This is a genomic window from candidate division KSB1 bacterium (genome assembly GCA_034505495.1).
Taxonomy (GTDB): Bacteria; Zhuqueibacterota; Zhuqueibacteria; order Residuimicrobiales; family Krinioviventaceae; genus Fontimicrobium_A.
Genome location: JAPDQV010000007.1, coordinates 60,309 through 86,708, shown reverse-complemented (window position 1 = coordinate 86,708; position 26,400 = coordinate 60,309). Strand labels below are relative to the sequence as shown.

The 26,400-nt window shown below is 52.6% G+C and carries 28 protein-coding genes; 7 read left to right on the top strand and 21 right to left on the bottom strand.

The window, feature by feature from the left end; translation table 11 throughout:
- On the bottom strand, window positions 1-1,670 hold a 1,670-nt coding region (locus tag ONB24_04885), incomplete at its 3' end, for a proton-conducting transporter membrane subunit (protein ID MDZ7315440.1).
- Window positions 1,667-2,356 (bottom strand): PTS sugar transporter subunit IIA, encoded by a 690-nt coding sequence (locus ONB24_04880; protein ID MDZ7315439.1) that lies wholly within the window; start codon window positions 2,354-2,356, stop codon window positions 1,667-1,669. The genes ONB24_04880 and ONB24_04885, both read right to left, overlap by 4 nt.
- A 183-nt stretch (window positions 2,357-2,539) precedes the next feature.
- Here ONB24_04880 and ONB24_04875 point away from each other — a divergent pair, with 183 nt between their 5' ends.
- Together ONB24_04875 and ONB24_04870 are read left to right on the top strand one after the other, a co-directional pair.
- Window positions 2,540-3,910 (top strand): YihY/virulence factor BrkB family protein, encoded by a 1,371-nt coding sequence (locus tag ONB24_04875; GenBank protein ID MDZ7315438.1) that lies wholly within the window; start codon window positions 2,540-2,542, stop codon window positions 3,908-3,910.
- A 30-nt stretch (window positions 3,911-3,940) separates the two neighbouring features.
- Window positions 3,941-6,391, top strand: a complete 2,451-nt coding sequence (locus tag ONB24_04870; protein ID MDZ7315437.1) for a lamin tail domain-containing protein — start codon at window positions 3,941-3,943, stop codon at window positions 6,389-6,391.
- Here the strand turns inward: ONB24_04870 and ONB24_04865 are convergent.
- From ONB24_04865 to pyrR, 12 genes are all read right to left on the bottom strand, one after another.
- Window positions 6,388-7,191, bottom strand: a complete 804-nt coding sequence (locus tag ONB24_04865) for a hypothetical protein (GenBank protein ID MDZ7315436.1) — start codon at window positions 7,189-7,191, stop codon at window positions 6,388-6,390. The genes ONB24_04870 and ONB24_04865 overlap by 4 nt on opposite strands.
- Window positions 7,192-7,196: 5 nt before the next feature.
- Window positions 7,197-8,135, bottom strand: a complete 939-nt coding sequence (locus ONB24_04860) for a YegS/Rv2252/BmrU family lipid kinase (GenBank protein MDZ7315435.1) — start codon at window positions 8,133-8,135, stop codon at window positions 7,197-7,199.
- 32 nt (window positions 8,136-8,167) lie between these two features.
- Window positions 8,168-8,929: a class I SAM-dependent methyltransferase gene (locus ONB24_04855; GenBank protein MDZ7315434.1), complete on the bottom strand. Its 762-nt coding sequence runs from the start codon at window positions 8,927-8,929 to the stop codon at window positions 8,168-8,170.
- Window positions 8,930-9,053: 124 nt separating this feature from the next.
- A complete protein-coding gene (gene frr / locus ONB24_04850) occupies window positions 9,054-9,611 on the bottom strand; it encodes a ribosome recycling factor (protein MDZ7315433.1) in 558 nt (185 codons plus the stop codon).
- A 1-nt stretch (window position 9,612) separates the two neighbouring features.
- Window positions 9,613-10,341 carry a UMP kinase gene (gene pyrH / locus ONB24_04845; GenBank protein ID MDZ7315432.1) on the bottom strand — a complete coding sequence of 243 codons (729 nt, stop codon included), beginning with the start codon at window positions 10,339-10,341 and terminating at the stop codon, window positions 9,613-9,615.
- A 76-nt stretch (window positions 10,342-10,417) separates the two neighbouring features.
- Window positions 10,418-11,011: a translation elongation factor Ts gene (gene tsf / locus ONB24_04840; protein ID MDZ7315431.1), complete on the bottom strand. Its 594-nt coding sequence runs from the start codon at window positions 11,009-11,011 to the stop codon at window positions 10,418-10,420.
- Between the two features lie 39 nt (window positions 11,012-11,050).
- Window positions 11,051-11,809 (bottom strand): 30S ribosomal protein S2, encoded by a 759-nt coding sequence (gene rpsB / locus ONB24_04835; GenBank protein MDZ7315430.1) that lies wholly within the window; start codon window positions 11,807-11,809, stop codon window positions 11,051-11,053.
- 103 nt (window positions 11,810-11,912) lie between these two features.
- On the bottom strand, window positions 11,913-12,305 hold the full coding sequence (gene rpsI, locus ONB24_04830) for a 30S ribosomal protein S9 (GenBank protein MDZ7315429.1): 393 nt from the start codon (window positions 12,303-12,305) through the stop codon (window positions 11,913-11,915).
- Window positions 12,306-12,329: 24 nt separating this feature from the next.
- Window positions 12,330-12,758, bottom strand: a complete 429-nt coding sequence (gene rplM / locus ONB24_04825; protein MDZ7315428.1) for a 50S ribosomal protein L13 — start codon at window positions 12,756-12,758, stop codon at window positions 12,330-12,332.
- A 204-nt stretch (window positions 12,759-12,962) separates the two neighbouring features.
- Window positions 12,963-14,258: a dihydroorotase gene (locus tag ONB24_04820; protein MDZ7315427.1), complete on the bottom strand. Its 1,296-nt coding sequence runs from the start codon at window positions 14,256-14,258 to the stop codon at window positions 12,963-12,965.
- Complete coding sequence (locus tag ONB24_04815; GenBank protein MDZ7315426.1) at window positions 14,255-15,196, bottom strand: aspartate carbamoyltransferase catalytic subunit; 942 nt, start codon at window positions 15,194-15,196, stop codon at window positions 14,255-14,257. Before ONB24_04815 ends, ONB24_04820 begins: the two co-directional genes overlap by 4 nt.
- Window positions 15,197-15,198: 2 nt before the next feature.
- The gene (gene pyrR, locus ONB24_04810) at window positions 15,199-15,750 is read right to left on the bottom strand and encodes a bifunctional pyr operon transcriptional regulator/uracil phosphoribosyltransferase PyrR (GenBank protein ID MDZ7315425.1); all 552 of its coding nucleotides are present in this window, start codon (window positions 15,748-15,750) and stop codon (window positions 15,199-15,201) included.
- 23 nt (window positions 15,751-15,773) lie between these two features.
- On the opposite strand from pyrR, the gene ONB24_04805 reads away from it, so the two are divergent.
- Together ONB24_04805 and ONB24_04800 are read left to right on the top strand one after the other, a co-directional pair.
- Window positions 15,774-15,929 (top strand): hypothetical protein, encoded by a 156-nt coding sequence (locus tag ONB24_04805; GenBank protein ID MDZ7315424.1) that lies wholly within the window; start codon window positions 15,774-15,776, stop codon window positions 15,927-15,929.
- Complete coding sequence (locus ONB24_04800; GenBank protein ID MDZ7315423.1) at window positions 15,898-16,221, top strand: hypothetical protein; 324 nt, start codon at window positions 15,898-15,900, stop codon at window positions 16,219-16,221. The genes ONB24_04805 and ONB24_04800 overlap by 32 nt, the downstream gene beginning before the upstream one ends.
- A 5-nt stretch (window positions 16,222-16,226) precedes the next feature.
- On the opposite strand, the gene ONB24_04795 is transcribed toward ONB24_04800, so the two are convergent.
- Together ONB24_04795 and rarD are read right to left on the bottom strand one after the other, a co-directional pair.
- On the bottom strand, window positions 16,227-17,603 hold the full coding sequence (locus tag ONB24_04795; GenBank protein ID MDZ7315422.1) for a hypothetical protein: 1,377 nt from the start codon (window positions 17,601-17,603) through the stop codon (window positions 16,227-16,229).
- A 97-nt stretch (window positions 17,604-17,700) separates the two neighbouring features.
- Window positions 17,701-18,600: an EamA family transporter RarD gene (rarD, locus tag ONB24_04790; GenBank protein MDZ7315421.1), complete on the bottom strand. Its 900-nt coding sequence runs from the start codon at window positions 18,598-18,600 to the stop codon at window positions 17,701-17,703.
- Between the two features lie 111 nt (window positions 18,601-18,711).
- Between rarD and ONB24_04785 the strand changes: the two genes are divergently transcribed.
- A complete protein-coding gene (locus ONB24_04785) occupies window positions 18,712-20,712 on the top strand; it encodes a 9-O-acetylesterase (protein ID MDZ7315420.1) in 2,001 nt (666 codons plus the stop codon).
- 93 nt (window positions 20,713-20,805) lie between these two features.
- Here the strand turns inward: ONB24_04785 and lgt are convergent, their stop codons facing one another.
- The 3 genes from lgt to ONB24_04770 form a co-directional block, all read right to left on the bottom strand.
- Window positions 20,806-21,246: a prolipoprotein diacylglyceryl transferase gene (lgt, locus tag ONB24_04780; GenBank protein ID MDZ7315419.1), complete on the bottom strand. Its 441-nt coding sequence runs from the start codon at window positions 21,244-21,246 to the stop codon at window positions 20,806-20,808.
- On the bottom strand, window positions 21,201-21,464 hold the full coding sequence (locus ONB24_04775) for a prolipoprotein diacylglyceryl transferase (GenBank protein MDZ7315418.1): 264 nt from the start codon (window positions 21,462-21,464) through the stop codon (window positions 21,201-21,203). The genes lgt and ONB24_04775 overlap by 46 nt, the downstream gene beginning before the upstream one ends.
- Before the next feature lie 124 nt (window positions 21,465-21,588).
- Window positions 21,589-23,166, bottom strand: coding sequence for an MFS transporter (locus ONB24_04770; protein ID MDZ7315417.1), 1,578 nt, complete (start codon window positions 23,164-23,166; stop codon window positions 21,589-21,591).
- Between the two features lie 411 nt (window positions 23,167-23,577).
- Between ONB24_04770 and ONB24_04765 the strand changes: the two genes are divergently transcribed.
- Window positions 23,578-24,438, top strand: a complete 861-nt coding sequence (locus tag ONB24_04765; GenBank protein MDZ7315416.1) for a 3'-5' exonuclease — start codon at window positions 23,578-23,580, stop codon at window positions 24,436-24,438.
- Between the two features lie 132 nt (window positions 24,439-24,570).
- The gene (locus ONB24_04760) at window positions 24,571-24,912 is read left to right on the top strand and encodes a cation transporter (protein ID MDZ7315415.1); all 342 of its coding nucleotides are present in this window, start codon (window positions 24,571-24,573) and stop codon (window positions 24,910-24,912) included.
- Between the two features lie 31 nt (window positions 24,913-24,943).
- Here the strand turns inward: ONB24_04760 and ONB24_04755 are convergent, their stop codons facing one another.
- Together ONB24_04755 and ONB24_04750 are read right to left on the bottom strand one after the other, a co-directional pair.
- Window positions 24,944-25,543, bottom strand: a complete 600-nt coding sequence (locus ONB24_04755) for a hypothetical protein (protein MDZ7315414.1) — start codon at window positions 25,541-25,543, stop codon at window positions 24,944-24,946.
- An 18-nt stretch (window positions 25,544-25,561) separates the two neighbouring features.
- A complete protein-coding gene (locus tag ONB24_04750) occupies window positions 25,562-26,395 on the bottom strand; it encodes a hypothetical protein (GenBank protein MDZ7315413.1) in 834 nt (277 codons plus the stop codon).
- Window positions 26,396-26,400: the final 5 nt, after the last annotated feature.

Below are 26,400 nucleotides of genomic sequence, written 5' to 3'. Positions count from 1 at the left end.
GTGCCCTGCCAACCGCAGTCCCATGTTTTGTATCGCGCGATTTTGCCTTTTAACAGCAGGCTGCGCAATGCAGCAATTATCAGAATGAAAAGGGCGAACAACAAAAGACCTCGGCTCAATATCCCGAAGGTCTCGAGCAAATTCTGCCATACGTCCGTTGACAGAGGCGTCATTTGCCCGAGAGGGTATTTAAAGACCGGCAGGGCGAGCGGAGCGGCGAGTCCGATAAAAACGATGATTGCAGCCAAAAACAGCATGGGAATTTTCATAGAGCCCACCGCTTCATCAACAGGTTCATGAGCAGGATTGCGGCTGATGCCGAGGAACGTTATGCCGAATGCTTTGCTGAAACACAGAGCCGCTATGGCGCCGATGAGCGCAAGACCGGCTATTCCGGCAATGCTCAGGACGATCTGCGCAACCGCCGCATTTGAAAAATGATTGATCATGCCGAAATAGATGGAAAATTCGCTGATAAAGCCGCTGAAAAGCGGTAATCCGCTGATGGCAAGGGCACCGATCAAAAACAGGATGCCGGTCAAGGGCATCCTGTGGATCAGCCCGCCCATTTGTTCAATATTGCGGGTATGAGTTTTTGTATAAACCGACCCGGCAGCGAAAAACAGCAGGCTTTTAAAGGTAAAGTGATTAAAAGTATGCAGCAAAGCGCCGAGAAAACAGGCTGCGGCAGCCGTCTGCAGTCCGGTTGCTTGACCAAGCATGCCGAATCCTATGCCCAAGCCGATAATGCCGATGTTTTCGATACTATGGAAAGCAAGCAGCTTTTTAAGATCGTGCTGTGCGGTGGCATGAAGAACGCCGTACAGTCCGGAGATAAGACTGATGAGGATAACAAAGAAAGCGGTACTCTTTGACGGAACGCCGAAAATCAAATAGGTCCGAAGGATCCCGTATATACCTGTCTTGATCATCACGCCGGACATCAGCGCAGAGACGCCGCTCGGCGCCGCAGGATGCGCGGAGGGGAGCCAAGTATGAAACGGTACAAAACCTGCTTTAAATGCGAAACCGATGAAAAAAAGCAGGAAGAGCACCTGGGCACGCGAATCTGAGATGGTCTTAAAGCCGGCAAAATCCCAACTCCCGGTAAGGGCATAGGACCAGGCAAATGCCGTCAGCAACAGAGCAGCGCCGACCTGCATGGCAACCAAATAATAGACAGCCGCCGATCGTACTTGAGAGTTCCAGTGCTCGAAATTCACCAGGAAAAATGAAGCCAGGGACATAATTTCCCAAACTACGAGAAAAACCAGGCCGTTTTGAACGACAACGACAGCCTGCATAGCCGAGATCAATATCCCCAGCAATGCATAATAACCTGAAAGGGAGGCCCGCTCTTCATTTTGATACATTTCCATATATGATATGGAATAAAACGACGCGGCCAGTCCCCCCAGGGTAATGAGTACAAGGAAAAGCGCTGCAACCGAGTCGATGCGAAAAAAGACGGGACCGATCAATTCGGACCACTGATAACCAGCGGAAAGCTCAGAACCGTTCAAAAGGACATGAACTGAAGAAAATAAAACAAGCAATGATCCGCCGAGCAGAAAAATAAAGCCTGCAATGCCTTTAAGTCGTTTAGGCAGGAGGTAGGTCCAAAAACCGGAAATAAAATTGAGAACTGCACCGATGATGAAGGTGGTCATATCGCCGTCGGGATCTTGTTAAGCCATTCCTCTTCGCGTCGCTGAACAAAAGAGATGATTTCATTTTTCGACGCACGATTTTCCAAGAGTCTCACAAACTCATCCATGCTGCATAAATAGGATATCTTGGATAGGATCTCCAAATGGCGCTTGGGCAAAGTGACAAGCACAATAAAAAGCGTATGTACCGGCCGGCCGTCCAAGGCGCCGAAATCGATAGGCTTTTGCAAAAAACAGATCGCAACCCGGTCGTCATCTTCATTCGAAAGAATCGGATGACGAGGATGCGGGATGGCAATTCCGCGGCCGATGGCGGTGGTCATCATTCTTTCTCGATTCACGACCGCATTGGCGATTTCTTCTTTGGAAAGACCTTCGGGCGTATTAATTTGTGAAACCGCATAGTACAAAACATCGTGCGGGTTATTGCCTGGTATGTTATAATAGATATCGCCTTTCAGCAATAAATCGGTAAATCTCGTTTTACGACCGGCTATAGCCAGTTCATAAAGACGGGGCGAAAGTTCAATTTTTTTACTTAAAATCCATTCATTGATTTCAGAACGGCTGAAACGATATTGATGGTTAATACGATAGCAGGGAATTTTCTTTTCCTGTATCCATCGATAGACCGTTTTTTCTGAAACGTTTAAAAGCTTGACGATGTCTTTGATCTTTAGGTCCATTGCATCACACGGCTGATTTGGAATAAACTTACTAAGAATAGTAGAAAAATACAAATTTTTTCTCTAATGGGAACTATTGTCCAAGAATGTCCAAATCCGGCAAGCGAACTGAAAAATATTTTTATTCTCTTTTACATATTTGTTTCTATCTTTACATGGTTTTAAAATATGGAAGGCCCGGCCTTGTTCGATCCTGTTCAAAAGACACAAAATCTGTTCAATTCATTCGCCAAGTTCATCCAATATGATCTTTGGCAAAAGGATTTCAGCCACATCTCCAGGCTGCGGGCGGCCGTCTATGAAGAAATCAAACTAATTTATCTGGTTTTTCACTCTTTTCTGCACGATCGATCTCCAATTCGAGCTTCGGCGCTTGTCTATTCCACCCTATTGGGCATTGCCCCGCTGATCGCCGTCGCCTTTTCGCTCTTTAAAGGTTTCGGCTTTCACCTTCGACTGGAACCGGCGCTGCTCAAATGGGCTGAACCTTTCGGTGCAAGATCGCAGGAAATGATTCGCCAAATGATCACCGAGTTGGACAAAACCAATCTTAGCGCCTTCGGTACGGCAGGCATGACCTTCCTGCTCTTCTCCTTTCTTTCAATCGTGACCAATATCGAGCGGGCCTTTAACGATATTTGGCGGATCACTCATGACCGGCCGCTGTTTCGTAAATTTGCCGACTATTTGGTTGCTCTTTTTTTCATTCCCGTTCTGTTGATCGGTCTCCCCGCTTTCAATGCCGCCATTCAAACGATTCCGATTCTGTCGCTGATTCGCCACTTTCCCGGTCTTGAATGGCTTTTGAACAAAGCAACGCCGTTCTTTGTCGTCTGGCTGATCTTTTCCTTTCTTTACCTGTTTATTCCAAACACCGCAGTCCATTTCAAATCGGCCGTCATAGGCGCCTTTTACGCCGCCGTCCTTTGGCAGGCCTCCAACTTTTACTTTACCCGTTTCCTCATCCAGGCCTATTATACCGGCATTCGTGCGGCACTTTTTACCGGATTGGCAGGATTCATGCTCTTTCTCGCCTGGCTCTATATCGGTTGGATTGTCGTATTGCTCGGCGCCGAAATCTCTTATGTGCATCAAAACGAGGCTCGCGTCCATTCGGAAATCAAAAAAATTAAATATTGTTATGCGCTCAGAGAGCGGCTCGCGCTGCAGGTTCTGCTCTATATCGCCGAGCGCCTCTATCGCGGCGAAGAAGCGGCCGACCGCAACGATATCTGCACGCGTTTTCACATTCCGGAACGCCTGGCGATAAAAATTCTTGATACGCTTCTCAAATTGCGGCTTATCTACGAAATTCCATCGCCGTCGTTAAATTCACGCTATACGCTCGCCCGCTGTCCGCAGCACATTCGCATTAACGATCTGCTCAAGGGACTACGGGCGCAAGGGGAAGAGATGTCAGCTGAAGAGCAGACGCTTTACCATCAAACCGTCGCCGCTATTCAGAAAAAGTTTGAGAACCTGATCGATAAGAGCTTCTCATCGCTTACCGTTCAGGATTTGCTCCGCCAAGCAACTGAGACGCAAACCGCTTAGTATCACTTTTTAATCACATATGGGGGGAAAATGAAAAAGACGGCTCTTTTTGTGCTTCTTTTGCCGGCTCTTTTGTACGGACAGGTCGTTCTCTCGGAGATCATGTTCAATCCTGAAGGCAACGAGAGAACCGACGAGTTTATCGAGCTTTACAACTGTGGGGATCAAGCAGTCGACCTCAGCGGCTGGTCGATCAGCGACGGCAGCAAAGCCAATCGCATTCTTGCCCATCAGAGCGGAACGATCCTGCAACCGAAAAAGTTTGCCCTGCTGTTAGCGCCGAAATATTTCACTGACAGCAGAGCTTACGACGCACTCATTCCAGGCGATGCCCTACTGTTGACCATCGACGCATCCCAGTTCGGCGCCTATGGATTGAACAACACAAAGGGGGAGCGCGTCAGCCTGCAAAGTCCGAACGGTGAAGAGTCCGCCTATGAGTACACACCCGACAACCCCGACGGCTACTCGGAAGAAAAAATCGACCTCATCGGCAGCAATACACCGGAAAATTGGCAGAATTCCCGCAAAAAAGGCGGAACGCCGGGGGCACCCAACTCTGTCTCCAAGCTTACCTTTGATCTCGAAGTGCAAAAGGTAACGATTTCTCCTCAATTTCCTACGCCGGAGGATTCGCTGTCCCTGGATATCATGCTGACGAATAGAGGCAGAATGCCGATCGATTCATGCTCGCTGCAGATAAGAAATCGCCAAGCGTACCTCTCCATTCTCTGGTCAAAAAGCCTGCCCCTCCGTTTATCGACCGGCGACTCGATGCATGTCCATGTCCATCTCGCGCCGCTTTATGAAGGAGATCATACGCTTACGATCGAAGCGACGGCGGCAGGGGATGAGAATTTCGCCAATAACCGAGTCGAGGTCATCATTCACGTCGAGTCCTCTGCGGCGCCGCAGGTGGTTATTAACGAGATCATGTACCTTACCGATGAACGATCCGAGGAGTGGATCGAGTTGTACAATGCCGGTTGTTCGGCCGTGAATTTGAACGGATGGACGATCGCCGACCGCAAAAAGGCGGTCGTCATTACCCAAAATGATTTCCTTCTTGCACCTGAGTCTTATGCCGTGCTGGGTGGAACGCCTTCCGAATTCGACACGACGGCAGTTCTCATCCTCATGTCTCTTCCGGAACTCAACAACTCAGGCGACGATCTCTATTTACGCGACAGTCGAAATCGGCCGATCGATGCCGTCTCCTATGTGTCCGCAATGGGAGGAGCAAAGGGCGTCTCCTTGGAGCGAGTCGACAGCCGAAGGCCGTCGACCGAGACGAAGAATTGGGGCAGCTGCCTCGATTCTCTCGGCCACACCGCGGGTCGGCGCAACAGCCTCTCGCCGCGCGATTATGACCTGGCCGCGCTCGAACCTGTACGCGTGACGCCGAATCGGCCCATTGAGGGCGATCTATTGACGTTTTGCCTCGCGGTCGTCAATTGCGGCCTGCTGCCGATCGACAGCGCTTATGCAGTCTTGGTGTCAAAAGAAGGAATCTGTCTGCAGCAGAGCTTGCCGGCTTATCTCGCCGCCGGAGATACGCTGACCATCGAGTTCTTGTGGCGCGCTGAATCATCGGGTTTACTCACCTTCCGGTTTGCATGTGGTGGTCCAAAAGACGAAAACCCGAAAAACGACACCTGCAGCGTAACTTTCTATGTCAGCCCGGCGGTCAACCAAATTATCATTAATGAGATCATGTACAATCCGGAGGCCGGAAAGGGAGAGTGGATCGAACTTTATCACCGCGGTGAAACGCCGCTCGATCTCAGAGGATGGTCGTTGGCCGACGGCGATACGACGAAAAAAATACAGCTCACGAAAGAGACCTTGGTGCTTTCCGCCGGCATATATTGCATTATTGCCAAAGACTCGAGCGTCGCACCTCCTGCCGGTGTACCGTTTGTCGTCCTTCGTAGATTTCCCTCCTTATCCAACACAGCCGATACGCTTCATCTATTCGACCCTTCGGGTCGGCTGCATGAACAGGTTATCTATTCAGCCGCATGGGGAGGGGCCCGCGGCCGCAGCTTGGAGCGAGTTCACCCCGACGTTTCTGCTGCCGAGCGCAGCAATTGGACGACCTGCGTCGACCCCGACGGCCACACCATGGGCCGCCGCAACAGCGTCGCAGTCCAGGAGCTTTCGCCGAACGCCCGGCTCGCCGCCGCGCCAAACCCTTTTTCTCCCGACGGCGACGGCATCGACGAGCTGACGGCAATCTCCTATTCCCTGCCGATCGCCATTGCTCAGGTTAATTTAAAGATTTTCGATATTCGCGGAAGATTGGTACGGCGCCTCCTGAATTACGAGCTGAGCGGCACCGAACGCACGGTCTTTTGGGACGGACGTGATGAGGAAGGTCGAGTCTGTCGAATGGGAATCTATGTCATTTTGCTGGAAGCTCGCAGCAACGGTTCTATGTTGACCGCCCGCTGTTCGGTCGTATTGGCTGCACGTCTTTAGGGGTTGATTGCCGAACGGTTTTCCAACTGCAGCTTTTGGATCAACGACTTTACGGAATCCGGATTTGAAAAAAAGGCAACGGCGGCTGAATCATCTCTCTTTAGCCGTTCGAGTTTTCGTTGGAATTCAGCAAAACCGTCGTGAGAATAATGATTAGGCCTTGGGAAGGGCGGTAAGCGCCGCGAATCGTAGAGAATGACCATCTTTTCCCGCTGCAGGCGGCGAATCCGTTCCTGCCAGTGCGGCGGGGGAACGCCGCGAGCTCTCATTTCCATCACCTCGGCAGGCAAAATCACCTTAAATCCGCTGTCGGCTGCAAAAAAAGGCCGTGTGCGACGGAGGAGGCTGTCATGCGAACTGCTCGACGCGAATTTTTCCCAATCGCGACTGACTTCCACAAGGCGATTGATTTCTTTAGCCAACCTGTCTCGATCGACTTCGCGCGGCGGCGGGAGAGAAACCCTTGTCTCCGGTGGTAGAGCAAACAACTCTTCCAACTCTTCAGCGGAAAGATGACGGGCGTTCAGCCGCAGATTCAGCCCGACAGCAATGGTCTGACGAATTTGCTCTTCAGGGATTTGATTTTTCTGCGCTTGATCAATAAAAGCGTACAGCTTTGCCTGTACCGCCTGCTTCTGCGGCCCGTCCGGAATCATGGCTAATAGATCGTTTCCGAACAGCTCGAGCGCAGTCCTCAGGATGTCCTGTTTGACATCTTTCTCTTTCACCAGCAGGAAAAAAATACCCGTCGAAATGAGAAGCACTAAAAGAGCAACTCCAATCTTGCGTAAAAGATACATCCCTTTTACTCCGCTGTAAACAACCGCCTTATGGACTTTTCGAGGTGGCGATTTGTTTCATTTTTTTCATCAGGCACAATGACTTTCAGCGCTTTAGGAATCATGGAGACATGCAGTTCGGTGCCTCCCTCGCGAACTTCGCCGTCGAAATGATAGGGCCCTGGTCTTTCGCGCAAGATTTCCAATGCAGAGGTCTGAAATCGACTATAGCGCCGCAGTTTCACGACACCGCCGGTAAAAAGCTTGTACAAGTTCACCACTATATACCAGGTAGGCGCCTTGTGCAGAATGCATACATCGAACAGGCCGTCGTCGTATTGAGCATTAGGGGAAATGATGGCACCGCCTCCCCAACCCTTCAGATTCGCAACGGTGACGAACAGCGCCGAAGCGGCAATCTGCTTGCCGTCGAATTTGAGCACATAGACTTCGGGCTTGTAGGAAAAATACTCACGAATGCCGACCGTGAAATAAGGCAGCAGGCCGCGCACATGACGTTCGTTAAACGCCTTGCCGATGGCTGCGTCGAATCCCATGCCGGTGCCGATAAAGAAAACATTGTCTTCCACTCGTCCCGCATCGATCGTCACAATACGCCCAGTCTTTAAAAGCTTGATCGCTCTGAGAGGGGACAGCGGAATTTTGAGGCCGCGCGCCAGCCCGTTCCCGGAACCCAACGGAATGACGCCCAACGCCGTATCCTTGTGCAGAAGTGCGGAGCCGATTTCGTTCGTCGTACCGTCACCGCCGATGGCGACGACCGCATGGTAACCCAAAGCTGCCGCTTCCGCGGCCAGTTCGTGCGCATGACCGGGATAGCGCGTCTCGATAAACTCATAATCGTAATCGCGAAACGACCATTCAATCGTCTTGCGGATCAAGTTTTGCGTTCGGACTATGCCCGATTTGGGATTGCGAATAAAACGAATTTTTCCAAGCTCCATTCTCCTACCCGATCGTTGGTTTTCCGGAAAAATCAGCCCTTGACGGCAACAAAAATCATAATGCCGCTGGAATAGTTGTACGGCCTTCCGTCAAATTCGCCGAATACGCGAATTTGTCTGTATCCGCACTCACGCAGCAGACTTGCCATTTCAAAGCGGAACACATATCGATACTGCATCACCGCCGTTTTGGTTTCACCTGTAATCTTGGAATGATAGCGGTTACGAATGATGAGCAGTTGTTTTTCCGGCCGATGCCGAACTTTGATATCGATCGTCAAGTTTTGCGCAGGATCGGCCAATTCTTCGGGCTCGATCCGTTCCCGCCAATTCCGGCCGGAGATAACCGAGTAAAGAGGAACGAACAGGTCCATGGCCAGAACGCCTTTCGGCTTCAGCTGCCGGCGAATCGCCCGCAGCGTGGCGAGCTGGTCTTTGACGGTCAAGTTATGGAGGAAAGCACGAAAAGGAATAATGGCCAAAGGGAAGGTTTGTTCAAGGGCGAAATTGCGCATATCCGCGGAAACCAGAGTCAACCTGGAAGCCGCTTCCTGAGGAAGTTCGGCAGCTTTTTGTTGCGCGCGGGCCAACATCTCGGGCGAGTTGTCGATTCCGGTGACGCGGTATCCGGCTTTTGCCAGCGCTATAGCGACGCGCCCGGTGCCGACCCCGATTTCCAAGACCGGATCGCCGTATCGCGCAGCGGCGTCGAGGTAAAAGGCAAGATCGTTATCCTTGTGACCGTATTCCAGGTCATAAAACGGGGCAAAGGCATCGTAAACCGCGCAGTTCACTGACGGCTCCGATCGATTAAAGGAGGCAAAGACATCCGAATCCGGGCCGCTTTAATGAGGCGGTCTGCTCTACCGCTCTGGACCGCCTCCGACGCAAGGATCATTTAAATCACGAGGGCCTTTCTTACTGCCCCATGATCTCTTTTTCTTTGGACGCCAAAAGGTCGTCGATTTTTTTGATATATTCGTCGGTCAGCTTTTGGATGTCTTCCTGAGCGTTGCGGGATTCGTCCTCGCTGATTTCACCCGCTTTTTCGGCCTTTTTCAGGCGCTCGTTGACGTCGCGTCGAATATTGCGTACGGCGACCCTGCCCTCTTCGGCATTCTTTTTGGCGATCTTGACCAACTCTTTTCGCCGTTCCTCACTAAGCTGAGGGATGGGAATGCGGATGACGATTCCGTCATTGGTCGGATTGAACCCCAAATCCGATTTGATGATCGCCCGCTCGATCTCGGCCAGCATATTGCGTTCCCACGGCTGGACCACAAGAAGCCGCGGCTCCGGTGCGCTGATATTGGCGACCTGCTTCAACGGCGTAGGGGTGCCGTAATAGTCGATGCGGATACCGTCCAACAAAGCCGGTGTCGCCTTTCCGGTCCGCAGTTTGGCAAAATCGCTGCGCACCGTCTCGAGCGCTTTTTCCATCCGTTCTTTGGCGTCTTTTTTGGTACTGTCGATCATTTTACTCACCACCTATAAACGTGCCAATGTTCTCACCCAAAACGACCTTTTTCAAGTTGCCTTTTTCACGCAGTTTAAAAACGACAATCGGCAGTTTGTTTTCCATACAGAGCGTTACCGCGGTAGTGTCCATCACCTTAAGCTGACGGCGAAAAACTTCATAATAGGTCAACCGGTCAAATTTTACCGCACTCGGATTTTGTACCGGATCGCTGTCATAGACGCCGTCCACTTTGGTCGCCTTGAGAATGGCGTCGGCCTGCACTTCCACGGCGCGCAGAGTTGCCGCCGTGTCGGTGGTAAAATAGGGATTGCCGGTGCCCGCTCCGAAAATGACCACCCTCCCGTTTTCCAGATGCCTGACCGCGCGCCGACGAATAAAAGGCTCGGCGAGCTCCTCCATTTTGATGGCAGTCATGACGCGCGTCTGCAGGTCGTACCGTTCGAGAAAGTCCTGCAGCGCCAGCGAGTTGATCACCGTTCCCAGCATGCCCATATAGTCGGCCGTCACGCGATCCATCCCCCGCGCGCTGGCGGAGAGGCCGCGGAAAATATTTCCGCCGCCGATGACAATAGCAATCTGCACGCCTAAATGGGCAACCTGGCTGATCTCCTCGCAAATCTCGTTTACGGTGGCGGGGTCGATCGCGAGTTTCCGCTCCTCCCCCATCAACACTTCACCGCTGAGCTTGAGCAAAATGCGCCGAAAGATCGGCTTTTTTTCTTCCATTTATCTGCTTTCGCTTATATTTCGGCGTATACAAAAAAAGCGAAGTGTAATGCCCTTCGCTCTTTTCCGTCTTTAATTATTCGCCCAGCTGATAGCGGACGAAACGTTTAATTACGATATTTTCGCCGAGTTTACTGATGGTTTGGTTGAGGTAATCTCGAATCGTCATATCAGGGTTCTTGACGAATGCCTGTTCCAAAAGGCAGTTTTCCTGATAAAACTTTTCGAGCTTGCCGCCGATCATGCGCTCGATGACGTTCTCCGGCTTGCCCTGCTCGCGCGCCTGTGCACGATAGATCTCCAGCTCGTGCTCCACAATATGCTGGGGCACATCCTCACGGCGCACCGCAATCGGTTTGGAGGCGGCAATCTGCATGGCAACATCTTTGGCAAAATTCTGAAAATCCGGCGTTCGAGCGACAAAATCGGTCTCGCAATTGATCTCCACCAGCACGCCCAGGCGGCTGCCGGGATGAATGTAGGCTTGAATAATGCCCTGATCAGTTGCTCGACCCGCTTTTTTGTCGACGGTTTGCAGGCCTTTGGTGCGCAAATAGTCGACCGCTTTATCGAAATCGCCGCCGCTTTCGGTCAGCGCTTTTTTGCAGTCCATCATACCGGCGCCGGTCATTTCGCGCAGTTTTTGTACGTCAGCTGCCGTTACAGCCATAATCTTGTTTCTCCTCTCGGGAATTTTCCAGATCGATACTTATTCTTCTTCGTCAAACCGCAGCGCCAATTCCGGTTGTTCTTCGGGCTCTTCTTCTACGACCGGTCGCGAGGCGCGTCCAGCCGTTCCGGCAATCACCGCATCGGCAAGAGCATGGGTAATCAGATTGATCGCCTTAAAGGCATCGTCATTGCAAGGTATAACGTAATCGATCAAATCGGGATCCGAATTAGTATCAATGAGGCCGAAAATCGTGATGCCCAGCCGCGCCGCTTCGCGCACGGCGATGGCCTCTTTTTTCGCATCGACAATGTAAATTGCGCTCGGCAGGCGGTTCATCTCGCGAATGCCGCCCAAAACCTTGTTGAGCTTTTCCTTTTCCCGCTCGATCGTAAGAATTTCCTTTTTCGTCAACTTGTCATAAGTGCCGTCGATGGCCTTTTTTTCCAAGTTTTTCAATCGCTTGACGCTGCGACGGATGGTCACAAAGTTGGTCAGGGTACCGCCGAGCCAACGCTCGCAGACATAGGGCATGCCGCAGCGCTCCGCTTCGACCTTGATGATGTCGCGCGCCTGCTTTTTTGTGCCGACGAACAGCACGTCACCGCCGTCGCTGACGATCTGCGTCATGGCTTCGCAGGCTTTTTTCAAGTGAACGAGGGTCTTTTTCAGGTCAATGATGTGGATGCCGTTTCGTTCCATGAAAATGTACGGCTTCATCTTGGGATTCCACCGTCGCGTCAAATGGCCGAAATGGCACCCGGCAAGCAACAGATCTTGAATGGTAATTTCCGCCATAAATTCCTCACTTTGGGGTTAAGCCGCCATTCTCCTCGAAAGATACGTCCTTTGAAAAGGCACCCCTTGTGCAGAGGAGAATGTGTGTAATGGTATTTCCGTATTAACGTTTGGAGAATTGAAAGCGTTTGCGCGCGCCGGCGCGTCCGTACTTTTTGCGCTCGACCATGCGCGGATCGCGCGTCAAGAAACCCTTGCGGCGAAGGATCGGCCTGAATTCTTCGTTGCTCTTGACCAGAGCCCGAGCGATCCCTAACAGCAGCGCACCAGCCTGACCGGTCAGTCCGCCGCCCTTGGCGTAGGCCTTGATGTCGACTTTGCCGAGCATTTCGGTCGAAACCAGCGGCTGCTCAACGATCATTTTGAGCGTGCTGCGCTTGACATACTCGGACAACTCGCGACCGTTGACGGTAAACTTGCCGGTTCCCGGCTTTAAATAGACGCGGGCTACGGCTTCCTTCCGTCGTCCGGTAGCGTAAATGTAGTTTCCTTTCATTTTTGCTCCTTAATTCCCTCTCAGCTAAAGGACCAATTTTTCGGGTTGCTGCGCTTCATGGGGATGGGTCGGCGAAGCATAGATCTTGACGTGTTTCAAAATTCGGCGTCCCAAACGATTGCCCGGCAACATGCCCCGCACCGCTTCGCGCAATACGAACTCCGGTTTTCGGCTCATTACTCGGCGGATGGGATTCATTTTCAATCCGCCCGGATAGCCCGAATAATGCACGTAGACCTTTTTCTGCGCTTTGCGACCGGTCAATTTGACCTTGTCGGCGTTGATCACAATGACATAATCGCCGACGTCGGCATGCGGCGCCCAAATGGGTTTATGTTTGCCGCGCAATATGTGGGCAATTTTGCTTGCCAAACGTCCCAAGACCTGTCCTTCCGCATCGACTACCCACCACTTGCGCTGCACATCCTGCGGTTTGGGCGAGTACGTTTTCAAAGGCTGTCTCCTTATTATGGTTTAATTCAAAAAGGCATGCAATGTATTGAAAATGAAGCAAAAAATCAAGAAATTTCTCTTGCCTGCAGCTCTATTTTGGCCGAAAAACCGCAACAATCCCCAATTGTTAAACACAAAAGCAGAAACTTTTTCCCTTCGTCGGTTTCGTCAAGGAGGTTAATTAACGGAACAGTCCTAGAGTCGTTATGCTGTCCAAACCATTCCCTTGTTGATGATCCCCCACACCTTTGCCGGGAATTCCATGCCGTGATAAGGCGTGTTGCGCGATCTGGAACGGGAAAGAGTTTTGTCAAAGGTCCACAGCGCCGTCGGGTGAAAAATCGTCAGCTCGGCAGGTTGACCCTCGCTTAGTTTCGGAATCGGCAGGCCGAGGATCTTTCTCGGCGAGATGATCATTTTTTGCAGCGCCTGTGCGGCCGTTAAAACACCGCGACCGACGATCTGTTTGAACACAACGCCCAACATCGTTTCCAAGCCGATGATGCCGAACGGCGCGGCATCAAATTCGACATCTTTTTCCTCGAGCGAATGCGGCGCATGATCCGAAGCAAAGGCATCGATCACGCCTTCACGCAGACCCTGCTCAAGCGCCGCCACATCTTCCGACGTGCGCAGCGGCGGATTCATCTTGAGATTGGTGTCAAAGGTCGCCAAATCCGCATCCGTGAAAAACAGGTGATGCGGCGTCACTTCGGCCGTGACCGGCAGTCCGGCTTCTTTGGCGCGACGCACCAGTTCGACGCCTTCTTGGGTCGAGAGGTGGGCAATGTGGACTTTGGCCCCGGTTAGTCGGCAAAGCAGGATATCGCGGGCAATCTGCACGGCTTCGGCGGCGTTCGGAATGCCCGGCAGCCCCAGACGTGTAGAAATCAGCCCCTCGTTCATATGGCCGCCCTGAGCCAAGAAGGGGTCCTCGCAATGATCGATGATGGGCACGTCGAACATAAAGGCATAATCCATGGCGTTGCGCATCACAGAAGTGTCTGCCACCGGGCTGCCGTCATCCGAAAAAGCCACAGCGCCGGCGCGGACGAGATCGGCCATTTCGGTGATCTCTTTACCCTGCCGGCCTTTGGTCAATGCGGCAATCGGATAGACTTCGGTCGGCTGATCCTGCGCCTTTTTCTTGATGAATCGGACGACCTCCTGCGAATCGCAGGGAGGCGACGTGTTCGGCATGCAGGCAATGCCGGTAAAGCCGCCGGCCGCTGCAGCGGAACATCCGCTTTCGATGGTCTCTTCATCTTCGCGGCCCGGCTCCCGCAGATGCACATGCATATCGAATAAACCCGGCGTAATCCAGCAACCGGAAATTTCGTAAACCTTTCCGTTAAAGCTTTGCGGGTCGACCGAGCCGATCTGGTCGATTTTGCCGTTGCGGATGACCATGTCGGCCCGCATCGGCTCACCGCCATTCGGATCGAACACCTCGCCGCCGTGCAGCAGAATCAGGTCGGCTCGAAGCAAGTTATCACTCACCTTAACGACTCCTGTGAATTATCAAATCCGCTGAGCAGTACGAGTACGGCCATACGCACTGCCACACCGTTGGTAACCTGATCGAGAATGATCGAGGCCTCGGAATCGGCCACATCGGCATCGAGCTCCACTCCGCGGTTGATCGGGCCGGGATGCATGATGATCAGCTCCTTTTTGGCACGGGCGATGCGCTCGCGTGTAATGCCGTATTCATTGTGATATTCACGTATGGAAGGGAAAAGCCCCTTTTCCTGACGCTCAAGCTGAATACGTAAAACGTTCAAGGCGTCCGCCCACTCGATGGCTTCATCCAGCCGATAGGTGACCTCAACGCCGAACTCTTTAATGCCCGGAGGGATCAAAGTTCGGGGACCACAGACCATCACCTCGGCGCCCATGGTTTTTAGTCCGCGAATGTTCGAGCCCGCGACTCGGCTGTGTCGAATGTCGCCGATGATCGCCACCTTTTTGCCTTTCAGCGTCCCCCACTTTTCGCGCAGCGTCATCATGTCGAGCAGAGCCTGCGTCGGATGCTCGTGCCTGCCGTCGCCGGCATTGATGATGACCGCGTCGGTGCACTGGGTGAGAAAATAGGGAACCCCGGCGGCTGAATGACGCACAACGATCATGTCGATTTTCATCGCCTCGATGTTGCGCACCGTATCCTTGAGCGTCTCGCCCTTTTTCACCGAGCTGCCGGCGGCGGAAAAATTAATGGTATCGGCTGAAAGCCGCTTTTCAGCCAATTCGAAAGAAATACGGGTGCGCGTCGAGTTTTCGAAAAAGAGATTAACAACCGTAATACCCCTTAGCGTCGGCACTTTGGGTATAGGCCGATCCAGAATGCTTTTCAGGTTTTCGGCCGTATCCAAAATAAGCGTGATGTCTTTAGCCGGAACCCCTTCCAAGCCGAGCAAATGTCGACTCGACAAACCCATGGTTATTGTTCCTCCGGCGCTTCCACCAACAGCACGGCGTCTTCGCCGTCTTTTTCTTTCAAACGCACGCGGACTTCTTCGCCGATGGAGGTGGTCACTCTTTTACCGACATAGTCGGGCTGAATGGGCAGCTCTCGATGGCCTCGATCGATCAATACGGCCAGCTGAACGCTGGCGGGTCTGCCGAGATCCATCAGGGCGTCCAACGCGGCGCGCGAAGTGCGGCCGGTGTAGAGTACGTCGTCCACCAGCACGATATTCATTTCATCGAGAGCGAAGGGAATATCGGTCGCCTGCACCAGAGGCTGTTTGAGGCGCCGCCGAAAGTCGTCGCGGTAAAGAGTAATATCCAAAGCCCCGAGCGGCACGCGCACCCCTTCGATCTCCTCGATCCTCTTGACCAATCTTTCCGCCAAAGTAGCGCCGCGCGTACGCACACCGATGATCGCCAGGTTCTTTGCCCCCGCATTCCGCTCCACAATCTCATGCGCCAGGCGCGTCAGTGTGCGAGCCAAACCGACTTCGTTGATCAAAATTGCCTTTACTTTGCACATAGCGAGTTCCGTTGAGGTTGCTTTTGAAAAAGCAGCATCATTTTATCAATCCGCTGCATGATAAGCAAGCCTTTTTTCACGCAGAATTTGGTTATTTCCGTGAATTTGGTTATACTTTGTCGGTCGATCAAAACGGATCGGTAGAGTATGCTTTACGCCAAGATGTTTCAACCCGGTGAGGTGATTCTCGTCCACATTGAAGAAAAGCCGGCCTTTTTTGCTCAGATCGAACGGATCGATCCGGACATCAAAAAAGGGTGGTATCATTTGACGTTCGTCACCCTTACGTTGCCGATGCAGCGCATGACCTGGATTCTCGATAAAGATCAGCTGCGCGGGCAGCCGTTCACCATGAACCAAATTCCGATGCAACTGCAAAAACCGCCCTATCCGGAAAGCCCAAAGCCTTCGAAATCCAAGCAGGAAAATCGTCGAACCGGCGGCAATGTCGTGTCGCTTTTTGATGAGTAGAGCGGCTATTTCACCAAAACCAGTTTGAGGACATCGACGAATGCCGGTTCCCCGTCGAACGAGAGCCGCGCATAATACACGCCGCTGGATACTGCGTCGCCGGACTCGCTTCTGCCGTTCCAAGTGACGCGATGGATACCGGAAGCCTGCCGCATGCTGACAAGCCCGGTAATGAACCGGCCGTCCGCACCATAGATCGCCAACTCGACGCGCCCCGAGGCAGGCAGCGCATACTCGATGGTAGTCTCCGGATTAAAAGGATTCGGATAGTTTTTGACGAGTCCAAAAGCCGCGGGACGCTGCGGCTGAGGCTGGGAGACGGCGGACGCGCCGGTAAAGTGCGACACACCGGAGGCCGTGGCAATCCACAGAGAACCGTCAGCATCGATGGCGATGTCATAGACTCGATTGTCCGCCAGTCCGTCGGCGGTTGTGTAATTGGTAAATTTCCACACTTCGATGTCGTATTCACCGAACTGGTATTCGAACCGCGACAACCCGCCGAGCGTACCAACCCAAACGACCTGCCCCTTTTCTTTCGTAATCGCCCGCACCTGATTATGAATCAGGCCTTCATCGACGGTAAAATTATCCCAGCCCGCCTTGGTTTCCGTGGTGTCGTGGTAGGCAAAGCCGACGTCGGTGCCGTACCATTGCGTACCGTCAACGTCGACAAACACCGCATAGACGTCCGTTGAATACAGACCGCTCCACTCTTTGCTGTAGGGCGACGGTGAGGTGATCGCATCCACATCATTGGGGCTGGTGAGAAGGCGCGCCACGCCGTTCATTTCGCGGCGGCCGTTTTTGGTGCCGATGTATTTCCAGCCGCCGGGAGGATCGATACCGATGGAGGTGACGTCGTCCCAGGCGAGGATCGGCACGGTTGCCGTCGAAAAGCTGCGCCATGAAACGCCGTTAAAGCGCGAAACACCAAAGGGCGTGCCGAACCATCGCTCGCGCCGCAGAGGATCGACGGCCACGGCCGTCACTTTGTTGTCGATGAGGCCGGTATTGTCTTTTCGATAAGGGGTCGCTTTGGTTATGGCGTCGAGCGACTCGATACCGAACACGGAGACGCCGTTATCCGTGGCGATCCACAACTCGTCGAAACCGCCGGCCATTTGTTCGACGGCCAAGTCGTTGACCGCATTATCGGCCAATGTCTGCTTGGCGCCCGCTTCGTAACGGATGGTAATCCATCGGCTGCCGTCGAACGCCGAAAGACCTTTATCCGTGCCGAACCATTTGACGCCTTTGGAATCAATGGCCACGCAGCGAACCTCGTTGCCGGCCAATCCGCTGTTGGCAGTCGTAAACGTCGTCCATTCCCCTGCCTGCAAAATACCTGAAAGAATCAATATCGTGAGACTCTTTTTCATCTTTTTCACCCTGTCGTTATTTAAATGAACATATTACAACCAGGCCTCAAAATCAACCGATTAATCTTTTTATTTTGTAAAGAAAAGTCGCTTGATTTCATTCTATAGGAGCGGGCGATAGGGTGAGAGCGCGGGCATGCCGATAGCTTTCGATCATATACAAAGCCAGGGCCGTCCAGATGACGGCAAAACCTATGAATCGCTGCAAACTGAAAGGCTCGCGATAAATCCACACCCCGACGAGAAACTGCAATGTCGGAGCAATGTACTGCAGCAACCCCAAAGCAGTCAAAGAAATGCGGCGGGCGGAAGAGGAAAAAAGAATCAACGGCACTGCAGTCACAGGTCCGGCAAACATGAGCAGCAGCGTCGGGCTGAAACGGTGCAGAAAGAGAGCATGGCCGCTGCGCTGAAGAACGGCAATGCCGATGAGCGCCGGGACGGCAAGGATGAGCGTTTCCAGGCAAAGACCTTCGAGGGAGCCGAGAGGGGCGATTTTGCGCAACAACCCGTAGAGGCCGAACGTGACGGCCAGGGTGATCGCCAGCCAAGGGAAAGCCCCGTAACGCATCGTCAGCCAAAGCACACCGAGGCCGGCAAGTCCGACGGCTGAGGTCTGCGCGGGCCGCAGCCGCTCTCGAAGAAAAATGAACCCCAAAAGCACATTGAACAGCGGATTGATAAAGTAGCCCAAGCTGGCCTCGACAATAAAGCCGCTGTTGACGGCATAGATAAACGTCAGCCAATTTATTGCCAAAAGCAGAGAAGACCCTGCAAAGAGAAGCAGCGTACGACGTTGCTTCGCCACCGTCAGCCACTCACGGCGGCTAAGCATCAACAGGATGACGGCGACAAACAGCAACGACCAGAGGATGCGATGGCAGAGTATTTCCAATGGATGGGCCGCTTTTAGAAGCTTCCAATAAATCGGAAAAATGCCCCAGAGAAAATAGGCTGCAGCGCCGTGCACCAGACCTTTGTTCGTCATGTTTTCCATTTACATGAGAATTAACGGATTCTATCGCTTTTTCACAAGTCGAAAATGGCAACGGAAAGAATTTACTTTCAGTCTAAACATCGATTGCTTATTTTTTCGTCAAAACAGCAAATGGAGGCGGCGATGCGTTTATTGATTGTGGTTCTCTTGTCGAGTGCGATGTGCCTGGTCGGCTGTTCCTATTTTGCGCGACCGGCGGAGGAGGTTCGTCTTCCCAAGTTGTTCACGGACAACATGGTTCTGCAGCAGGAAAAAGAGATGCCGATTTGGGGTAAAGCGTCTCCCGGCGGCAAAGTGACGGTTGTTTTAAACGGTCGCAGGCAAGGTGTGACCGCCCAGCCCGACAGCTTTTGGATGGTCAAGTTGCCGCCGATGTCTGCAGGCGGCCCTTATGAACTAAAGGTCATCGGTAAGGACACCTTGACTTTCCGCAATGTAATGATCGGCGAGGTGTGGGTCTGTTCCGGACAGTCGAATATGGAAATGCCGTTGGCCGGCTGGGGCGAGGTGCTCAACTATGCGCGTGAGATTGCCGAAGCCGATTATCCGCATATTCGGCTCTTTCAGGTGAACCACGCCATGAGCCTAAAGCCGAAGGACGACATCGATGCTCAGCCGTGGGTGGAATGCAGGCCGACAACCGTCGGCAACTTTTCCGCTACGGCCTATTTTTTCGGCCGCACCCTTTACAAGGAATTGGGCGTGCCGATCGGCCTCATTCACAGCTCATGGGGCGGCACGGTTGCCGAAGCCTGGACAGCTGCCGACGCTTTGATGACCCTCGAAGACTTTAAGCAGGCCGTGGAGGCTTTGCAGGTCGAGGCGTTAAACGAGGCCGAAGTAAGAGCGAGTTACCAACAACGGCTGGCGGAATGGCAAAAGCTGGTTGAACAAAAAATCAGTATTGCCCTGGCCGGCTCTCCGACCTGGCAGGCTCCAGGTTATGACGACGGCAATTGGAAAACCATGCAGCTGCCGAGCTTGTGGGAAAACGCCGGTTTGCCGAATTTCGACGGCATCGTCTGGTTCCGCAAGATCGTCACGCTGCCTGATCTTTTGCCGAATGAAACCTTTACGCTCAAGCTCGGCGCGATAGACGATCAGGATATCACCTATGTCAACGGAGTCCAGGTGGGCGCAACGGACGGCTACAATAAACCGCGCGAGTACAAGATCGATGCCGGTCTGTTTAAACCCGGCAGAAACGTAATTGCCGTGCAGGTGCTGGATACCGGCGGAGGCGGCGGCCTCTGGGGTGCCAAGGAGGAGCTGGTGCTGAGCTCATCGGAGGGAAAACATATGAGCCTGGCCGGCGAGTGGAAGTACTTGACCGCAGTCAACCTCAAGGATGTGCCGCCGCGGCCGTTGCCGCCGGACAACCCCAACCGTCCTACGGTTCTCTACAATGCCATGATTTATCCCTTGATTCCCTATGCTCTGCGCGGCGCCATTTGGTATCAGGGCGAATCCAATGCTTCCCGCGCCTACCAATATCGGACTCTTTTCCCCACTCTGATCAATTGCTGGCGGCAAAAATGGGGACAAGGGGATTTCCCCTTTCTTTTCGTTCAGCTCGCCAACTTTAAACCGACAGCGCCGGAACCGGGTGACAGCGACTGGGCGGAGCTGCGCGAGGCCCAGCTGATGACGTTGTCGTTACCCAACACCGGCATGGCGGTTGCCATAGACATCGGCGATGCGTTCGACATCCACCCGAAGAACAAGCAGGAAGTCGGACGCCGACTGGCGCTTAACGCGCTCGCCAAAGCCTACGGCAGAGATATTGTTTACAGCGGGCCGATCTACAAGTCCATGTCCTTCGAGGGAAACAAGATTCGTCTAAAGTTTGATCACGTGGGGAGCGGCTTGGTCGCAAAAGGGCCCAAACTGACCGGATTTGCGATCGCCGGAACGGACAAAAAGTTCGTCTGGGCGGAGGCTGAAATCGAGGGTGAAACGGTCCTGGTTTGGAGTCCGCAAGTGCCTGATCCGGCGGCGGTACGCTACGGCTGGGCCGACAATCCGAACTGCAATTTGTACAACCGAGAAGGGTTGCCGGCTTCGCCGTTCCGGACGGACGATTGGCCGGGCATCACGCAGGGAGTCAAATAGTCATTGAGGTATTCGGCGGAGTCGCGCGGCGCAGCTTGACAGCCGGCACGGCTCCGCCGAGAATCATTGCCAGACAAAGAACTTGCCCCATGGTTAAAGGTCCCAGTACGCTTCCAAATGCGCATCCGGCTGCCGCACGAACTCGATGAAAAAACGAACCATTCCGTATCCAATTAAATAAAGGGGCAAAAACAAGCGCTGCAGAGACCGGCGCTGCCGCAGCGGCCGCAAGAGCGCGAATAAAACGATTCCCTCAAAAAATGCTTCATAAAGCTGGGAAGGCCGGCGCAGCAAACCTGTCGAATCAGCGGGAAAATACATGCCCCACGGGAGCGTCGAAGGTCGACCGTATAATTCACCGTTGAGAAAATTGCCGAGACGGCCGAAAGTATAGCCGAGGGGCACCGCCGGAACGATCAGATCGGCCGGCTCCCAAAAATTGATCGAGCGGCGGCGACAAAACCAGAGCGAGACCAAAGCAACGCCGATCAGCCCGCCATGAAAGGACATGCCGCTGAGACCTGTGAACCGCATGCCGTTTCTCCAATCGATCGGCAAAAAATGGCCACAGGGTTTTCAATCATCATCATCGGCTCATAGAACAGCACATAACCCAGCCTGCCGCCGATCAGTATTCCGGCGATTGCCCAGCCGAAAAACGCATCAATAGTACTCTGCGCAAAGGGGAGCGGCTCGCGCTTCAAGCGATAAAGCGTCAATCCGTAAACCACAACAAACGCGATCTCATACATCAACCCGTACCAGCGCAGCTGCAGGCCGCCCTATTGGAACAAAACGGGATTAATTTTGTCGGGCAAATGTTGCCAAAAGTCCATGCGGTCTCATCTTAAGAAGTTGTTTAATGAGAAAAACCGTTCAATCCTCGCTCTTTTCCCGCAGCCCCTTCGTCATCCACCCTTTCATCAACCATAAAACGAGCGGCGAAATCATGGCGATGAAGCCATAGAACAGCCACAGTTTACCGGTTTGCTGCGGCAAACCGCTCGACGGCGGCGGGATATAACGGGCAACGAAATACCCGGAATAGAGCGAGGTCAACACCTTGGTCAAAAACCAAGGGAACTGGCCGATGCCCATATAGGCGCCGGTCTTGCCCTGTGGCGCAATTTCAGCCACCCATTGCAGAAAGCGCGGCTGCCACATTGCCTCGCCGATCGACATGATCAGAATGTAGGCGAGAAAGAGGATCGGAACCGGCCCTGCGGCAAGCAGAAAAGTCGGTGCGGCCATCACAAAGGTGCCGAGAATCATCATCCGGTAGACGTTGGCGTGGGCTGTGAGACCGGCTATGATCGGCGTGATGACAAAAATAATCACAGGATTGATATTGGCAAAGATCTCCCAATACCGACCCACCCAGGTTCCTTGAAAGGCGCGGTCGAGGTAATAGGGAATCGTCAGCCAGTTATGGGCAAAGAGGGTTTGTACGGGAATAAGCACAAAGATGAAAGCCATAAAGCGGGCGTCGCGAAAAGGATGCTCCGGCCGTCGACGGAGAAAGTCGGTAATCGCCGCGGCAAGAGAAAGCAGGGTCAGTCCAAGGAATGAATAACGTAAAATTGGACTTGCCCCTTTATAAAAAAAGAATAATGTGAAGATAAAAAGAATTATCGTCGCGCCGGACAACAGCTTTAAAAGTCGATTGTCTATTCTACTCGCCTCAGGTTTTTCTTTCGTTTCAGTTTTATTCTGTTTTTCGCCCTGCTTTTCGGCGACGGCGCGGGCATCTATTCTGGGCGTCAGAATAAAAACCGTGGCTAAAACTGAAATCAGAGTAATGGTCGTAAATGCCCAAAAAACGGCGGTTAATCCGTTCGGCGGAAAAACGGAAAGAAAGGTCGTGCGGCTGAAATTGGCAACATAGCCGGAAAGAAAAGCGCCGAGGTTCATCAACGCATAGAGCACGGCATACCCCATGGCGGCGGTTTTTTCATCGGTATAGCGCCTTACACCTGCATAAGCGGCCGGTTGATAGAGACCGTAAGCCGCAACCATGAGCAAAAGTCCGGCGACCATGGTAAAGAACATCGGCGAACCCATACCGCGGCCTAAAGGTAATGTGCCGGATAGAGAAACGATCAGGCGGCCTATCGCCATTACCGACAGCGCCAGAATCAACGACTTTCGGACGCCGATGCGGTCGACGACACCGCCAAGCAGGAGCATGGCGAACGTAATGCCGCCAGTCACCCCGCCGTAAACCCATCCTGCTTGAGGATCGCTAAGCGCGACGTTTTCCGAACAAAACTTGCCCAAAATGGTCAAGATGCCGAAATAAGCCAGCCCTTCCAGGATATAGGGAATGTTGATGCCCCACAAAGCCCGAGGAGCGCGAACAAAAGCCCGCATCGTTTCGCGCAGTTCTTTCAAAGCACCGCTGATGACCTGCAAATAGCCTTTACTTTGCTCACCGGAACCGAGTCCCGCCTGCATAATCAGCTTCCTCCAATTTTTCTGCCGCTGGAAAATAAGATAATCATCCGCCGTTAACAAGGCTTTTCCATAGGAATCGTAATCGCCGGTCAGCAAAGCGAATTATGGCAGGAAGATAAAAAATCCAAAAACTGATCGACAACTCCATATCCCAATAGTTCTGCAATTTTTGATGGACAAGCACGGGGGGGGAGGAGATCATTTTTAGTGAAAGCGCTGTTAGACCTTTTTATCGTGAAATGAATGTATTCTTTCCAAGGGGATTAATCTTTTTTGCTCCTGTTAACAAGTTAGGATCAGGCAAAATATCTTGCAAAAACCAAAGATGCGAGGCTCGATCAGAATTGCAATTTCGCTTGCCCATTTACCTGCAATTGCGTAAAATGTAGCGGCGAGAAAAAGGATGAACAAATGAAGGCGCGACAAGCCGCATTGGTTTTTGACGAGATGGAAGAACAGCAGCCCCGGTTCGAGCAGCTGCGCTTGGAACGACCTCTGGTCTTTTTCGATCTGGAAACAACCGGCCTCGACCTGGCCAACGACCGCATCGTACAATTCGCCTTTGTCAAGGTCAACCTCGACCGTTCCTTGACGGAATGGTCGGAGCTCGTCAACCCCGGCATTCCCATCCCGCCGGAAGCCTCGCGCGTGCATCACATCACGGATGAAAAGGTGGCCGGTAAACCGCAGTTGAAAGAGTTCGCGCCTAAAATCCGCGAATTTCTGACCGGCTGCGATCTGGCCGGTTTTAACGTCATATCGTTCGATCTGCCTTTGTTGCAGATCGAATTGGAGCGCTGCGGCGTTTCATTGCCTATGCAGGAAATGCGGGTGATCGACGCCCAGGTGATCTTTCACAAACAGGAACCGCGCAACCTGGCCGCCGCTTACCGCTTTTACTGCGGCCGCGAGCTGGTCGACGCGCACGATGCCCTTGCCGATGTCCGCGCAACTGTCCACATTCTCGATGCCCAGCTGCAGCGTTACCGCGATTTGCCGAAAGCCGTCGACGCGCTGCACAAATACTGCCTTCCCAAAGATCAACGGTTTGTGACGCCGGACCGCAAGTTCTATTGGAAAAACGGTGAGGCAGTTGCCGCGTTCGGCAAACACCGAGGCAAATCTTTGCAATGGCTGATCGAAAACGAGCCCGATTATCTCAACTGGATCATGCAGGGCGATTTTCCCGAACAAACCAAGGCCTTGGTCGCCGATGCTCTAAAAGGCATTTTCCCTAAACCGCCGATCGACGAAGAGGAAACCCTCGATTGAAAAAACTCGCAGGGAATATCCGGCTAAAGAGAACAGTTAAAAGCTTCCCATATAATATCGCTCTATAAGCAAACAAGAGTCCGAAGAAGCCGAGCTTAATAGACAGATCAACAAACCAAAAGGAGATGAAACATGAAGAAATTACTAAATATTTTTCTCTCGACGATATTTATACTCGGTGCCTTATCTTTTGCGGCCGAGAAAAAAGTCGAAATTGCTATTGACGGCATGACCTGCAACAACTGCGTTGAAAAAGTCAAGACTGCTCTGCAAAAGGTCGAAGGCGTCAAGAACGCCGAGGTTTCGCTGGAAAAGCGCAACGCGATTGTCACCTATGACGACAGCAAAACCGACGAAAAGACGCTCAAGCAGGCGGTAAACGCGGCCGGGTTTAAGGCAAAGGAGGCGAAAGCACCCGAAGCCAAAGGATGTTGCCCGAAAACCTCAGGATGCTGTGCAGGAGCAAAAAAATAAGCTGAAAGGCGGATGATCTCATCCGCCTTTTTTATTTTTCGACACCTACCAAATCATCATAGGCGACGGCTGCGGCTGCAAAAGTCAAGGGAACCGTCACCAACAAGCCGACCAGGCAGAGCAGCGCTCCGGCAAGGTTGATCAAACCGCTTAAAATTACAAACAGCGTCATCTCAAAGCCGAGGCCGGAAACGGCTTTTCGGGAAGATTCCATCGCCTGCCAGAAATCGAGCTTTTTCTCCGCGATAAAGCCGGGAGTCAGCACGTACCAGCCGGCGACGATCAGTCCGGGAATGATGCAGAAAATCGTTCCAAGAGTCGTAAAAGCACCGATCAGGATGCCCGAAAGCATGGCGGCTACAAAATAGTCGAAACCGCGCGCTATGGTGCTGATGTTGACCGGCTTGCCCCGCATTTTGTCGAATAAAATCATAAAAAATCCCACCGTCAGCGGTCCCGAAACGATAAAGCCCCCAAGCACAGTGGATGAAGCGACCCCGATAGCCGCTAGATAGACCAATGCCAATACGGCAAAAGAGCCCAATTCGTTGGCAATAAGCTGCCAGCCGCGGCTGAACCAGCTGCCCACGCTGACTTGGCGCACCGTGCTTTGACCGGTTTCATCCGTCATGACTTTCCTCCCACAGTTTTATTCTCGAAGAATTTTAATGCTGCCGATTCCGTTGGACAGTAACAAATAATGCTGGCGTTTGCTTTCCTCATAATCTTCCGAGTAGTAATATTCACCCCGACGTATCAGCCAATCGGGGACCTGCAGTTCAGATATAAATTTCGACACCCGGATTTTGGTCCCCACCGATTCCGGCAGAACAATCGTAGTTTCGCCGATGTTCAGGTCGATGCGTGTGACGCAGCGATCCACCGATTCGCCCTTGAAATCAACAAACAGCTCGCCGATGCCGCTGTTGATTTCCCCTTCCTCGTAACGGGCGTTGCCGACATTATGTAGGGTCATTTCGCCGACTTTGACATTAACGTCAAAGAAGCGCATAATAGTAAGATTGGGTTCGGAAAAATCGACGAATGTTTCGCCGGCCCAATGACGCAGCTGAAAATCGGCAATCTTGAGGCCTCCGAGCACAAATTGGGTTTTACCCGCTTTGATGTGCGCTGAAAAAGAGATTTCCGGCCCGTACGGCAATTCGACAATGGCGTTTGGGGCTTCTTCCTCTTCCATATTCCACCTTTTAAAATCGATAAACACGGCAATGCGGCCGCGCTTCTCGTTATAGCGTATATCAACGCGGCATTTTTCCTTGGGATACTGCATGGAAACGCGACATTCGGTTTTGCTTCGGCTCGGCAGCACTTGAATTTTGCCGCCGTCGATCGTCAGATCGAAGGTCAAGTTGTCGCCGAAAATCGAAAACTGCTCCTCTTGGGTAACAATCTCCGCCGTAAGGGGAACGGCGGCAATCAACAGAATAGACAAAAGCTTGTACATTCCCGCACCTCTTTGCATAAAAT

What these genes read in the sequence shown, in the direction of transcription:
- ONB24_04865 (MDZ7315436.1), bottom strand. Translation starts at nt 7,191, where the DNA reads ATGTATCTTTTACGCAAGATTGGAGTTGCTCTTTTAGTGCTTCTCATT.
- frr (MDZ7315433.1), bottom strand. Translation starts at nt 9,611, where the DNA reads ATGATCGACAGTACCAAAAAAGACGCCAAAGAACGGATGGAAAAAGCG.
- ONB24_04770 (MDZ7315417.1), bottom strand. Translation starts at nt 23,166, where the DNA reads ATGCAGGCGGGACTCGGTTCCGGTGAGCAAAGTAAAGGCTATTTGCAG.
- pyrH (MDZ7315432.1), bottom strand. Translation starts at nt 10,341, where the DNA reads ATGGAAGAAAAAAAGCCGATCTTTCGGCGCATTTTGCTCAAGCTCAGC.
- ONB24_04775 (MDZ7315418.1), bottom strand. Translation starts at nt 21,464, where the DNA reads ATGTATGAGATCGCGTTTGTTGTGGTTTACGGATTGACGCTTTATCGC.
- ONB24_04785 (MDZ7315420.1), top strand. Translation starts at nt 18,712, where the DNA reads ATGGAGGCGGCGATGCGTTTATTGATTGTGGTTCTCTTGTCGAGTGCG.
- ONB24_04760 (MDZ7315415.1), top strand. Translation starts at nt 24,571, where the DNA reads ATGAAGAAATTACTAAATATTTTTCTCTCGACGATATTTATACTCGGT.
- ONB24_04815 (MDZ7315426.1), bottom strand. Translation starts at nt 15,196, where the DNA reads ATGGGTTTGTCGAGTCGACATTTGCTCGGCTTGGAAGGGGTTCCGGCT.
- ONB24_04755 (MDZ7315414.1), bottom strand. Translation starts at nt 25,543, where the DNA reads ATGACGGATGAAACCGGTCAAAGCACGGTGCGCCAAGTCAGCGTGGGC.
- ONB24_04860 (MDZ7315435.1), bottom strand. Translation starts at nt 8,135, where the DNA reads ATGGAGCTTGGAAAAATTCGTTTTATTCGCAATCCCAAATCGGGCATA.
- lgt (MDZ7315419.1), bottom strand. Translation starts at nt 21,246, where the DNA reads ATGCGGTTCACAGGTCTCAGCGGCATGTCCTTTCATGGCGGGCTGATC.
- pyrR (MDZ7315425.1), bottom strand. Translation starts at nt 15,750, where the DNA reads ATGTGCAAAGTAAAGGCAATTTTGATCAACGAAGTCGGTTTGGCTCGC.
- ONB24_04765 (MDZ7315416.1), top strand. Translation starts at nt 23,578, where the DNA reads ATGAAGGCGCGACAAGCCGCATTGGTTTTTGACGAGATGGAAGAACAG.
- ONB24_04795 (MDZ7315422.1), bottom strand. Translation starts at nt 17,603, where the DNA reads ATGAAAAAGAGTCTCACGATATTGATTCTTTCAGGTATTTTGCAGGCA.
- ONB24_04750 (MDZ7315413.1), bottom strand. Translation starts at nt 26,395, where the DNA reads ATGCAAAGAGGTGCGGGAATGTACAAGCTTTTGTCTATTCTGTTGATT.
- rarD (MDZ7315421.1), bottom strand. Translation starts at nt 18,600, where the DNA reads ATGGAAAACATGACGAACAAAGGTCTGGTGCACGGCGCTGCAGCCTAT.
- rpsI (MDZ7315429.1), bottom strand. Translation starts at nt 12,305, where the DNA reads ATGAAAGGAAACTACATTTACGCTACCGGACGACGGAAGGAAGCCGTA.
- ONB24_04880 (MDZ7315439.1), bottom strand. Translation starts at nt 2,356, where the DNA reads ATGGACCTAAAGATCAAAGACATCGTCAAGCTTTTAAACGTTTCAGAA.
- tsf (MDZ7315431.1), bottom strand. Translation starts at nt 11,011, where the DNA reads ATGGCTGTAACGGCAGCTGACGTACAAAAACTGCGCGAAATGACCGGC.
- rpsB (MDZ7315430.1), bottom strand. Translation starts at nt 11,809, where the DNA reads ATGGCGGAAATTACCATTCAAGATCTGTTGCTTGCCGGGTGCCATTTC.
- ONB24_04800 (MDZ7315423.1), top strand. Translation starts at nt 15,898, where the DNA reads ATGCTTTACGCCAAGATGTTTCAACCCGGTGAGGTGATTCTCGTCCAC.
- ONB24_04870 (MDZ7315437.1), top strand. Translation starts at nt 3,941, where the DNA reads ATGAAAAAGACGGCTCTTTTTGTGCTTCTTTTGCCGGCTCTTTTGTAC.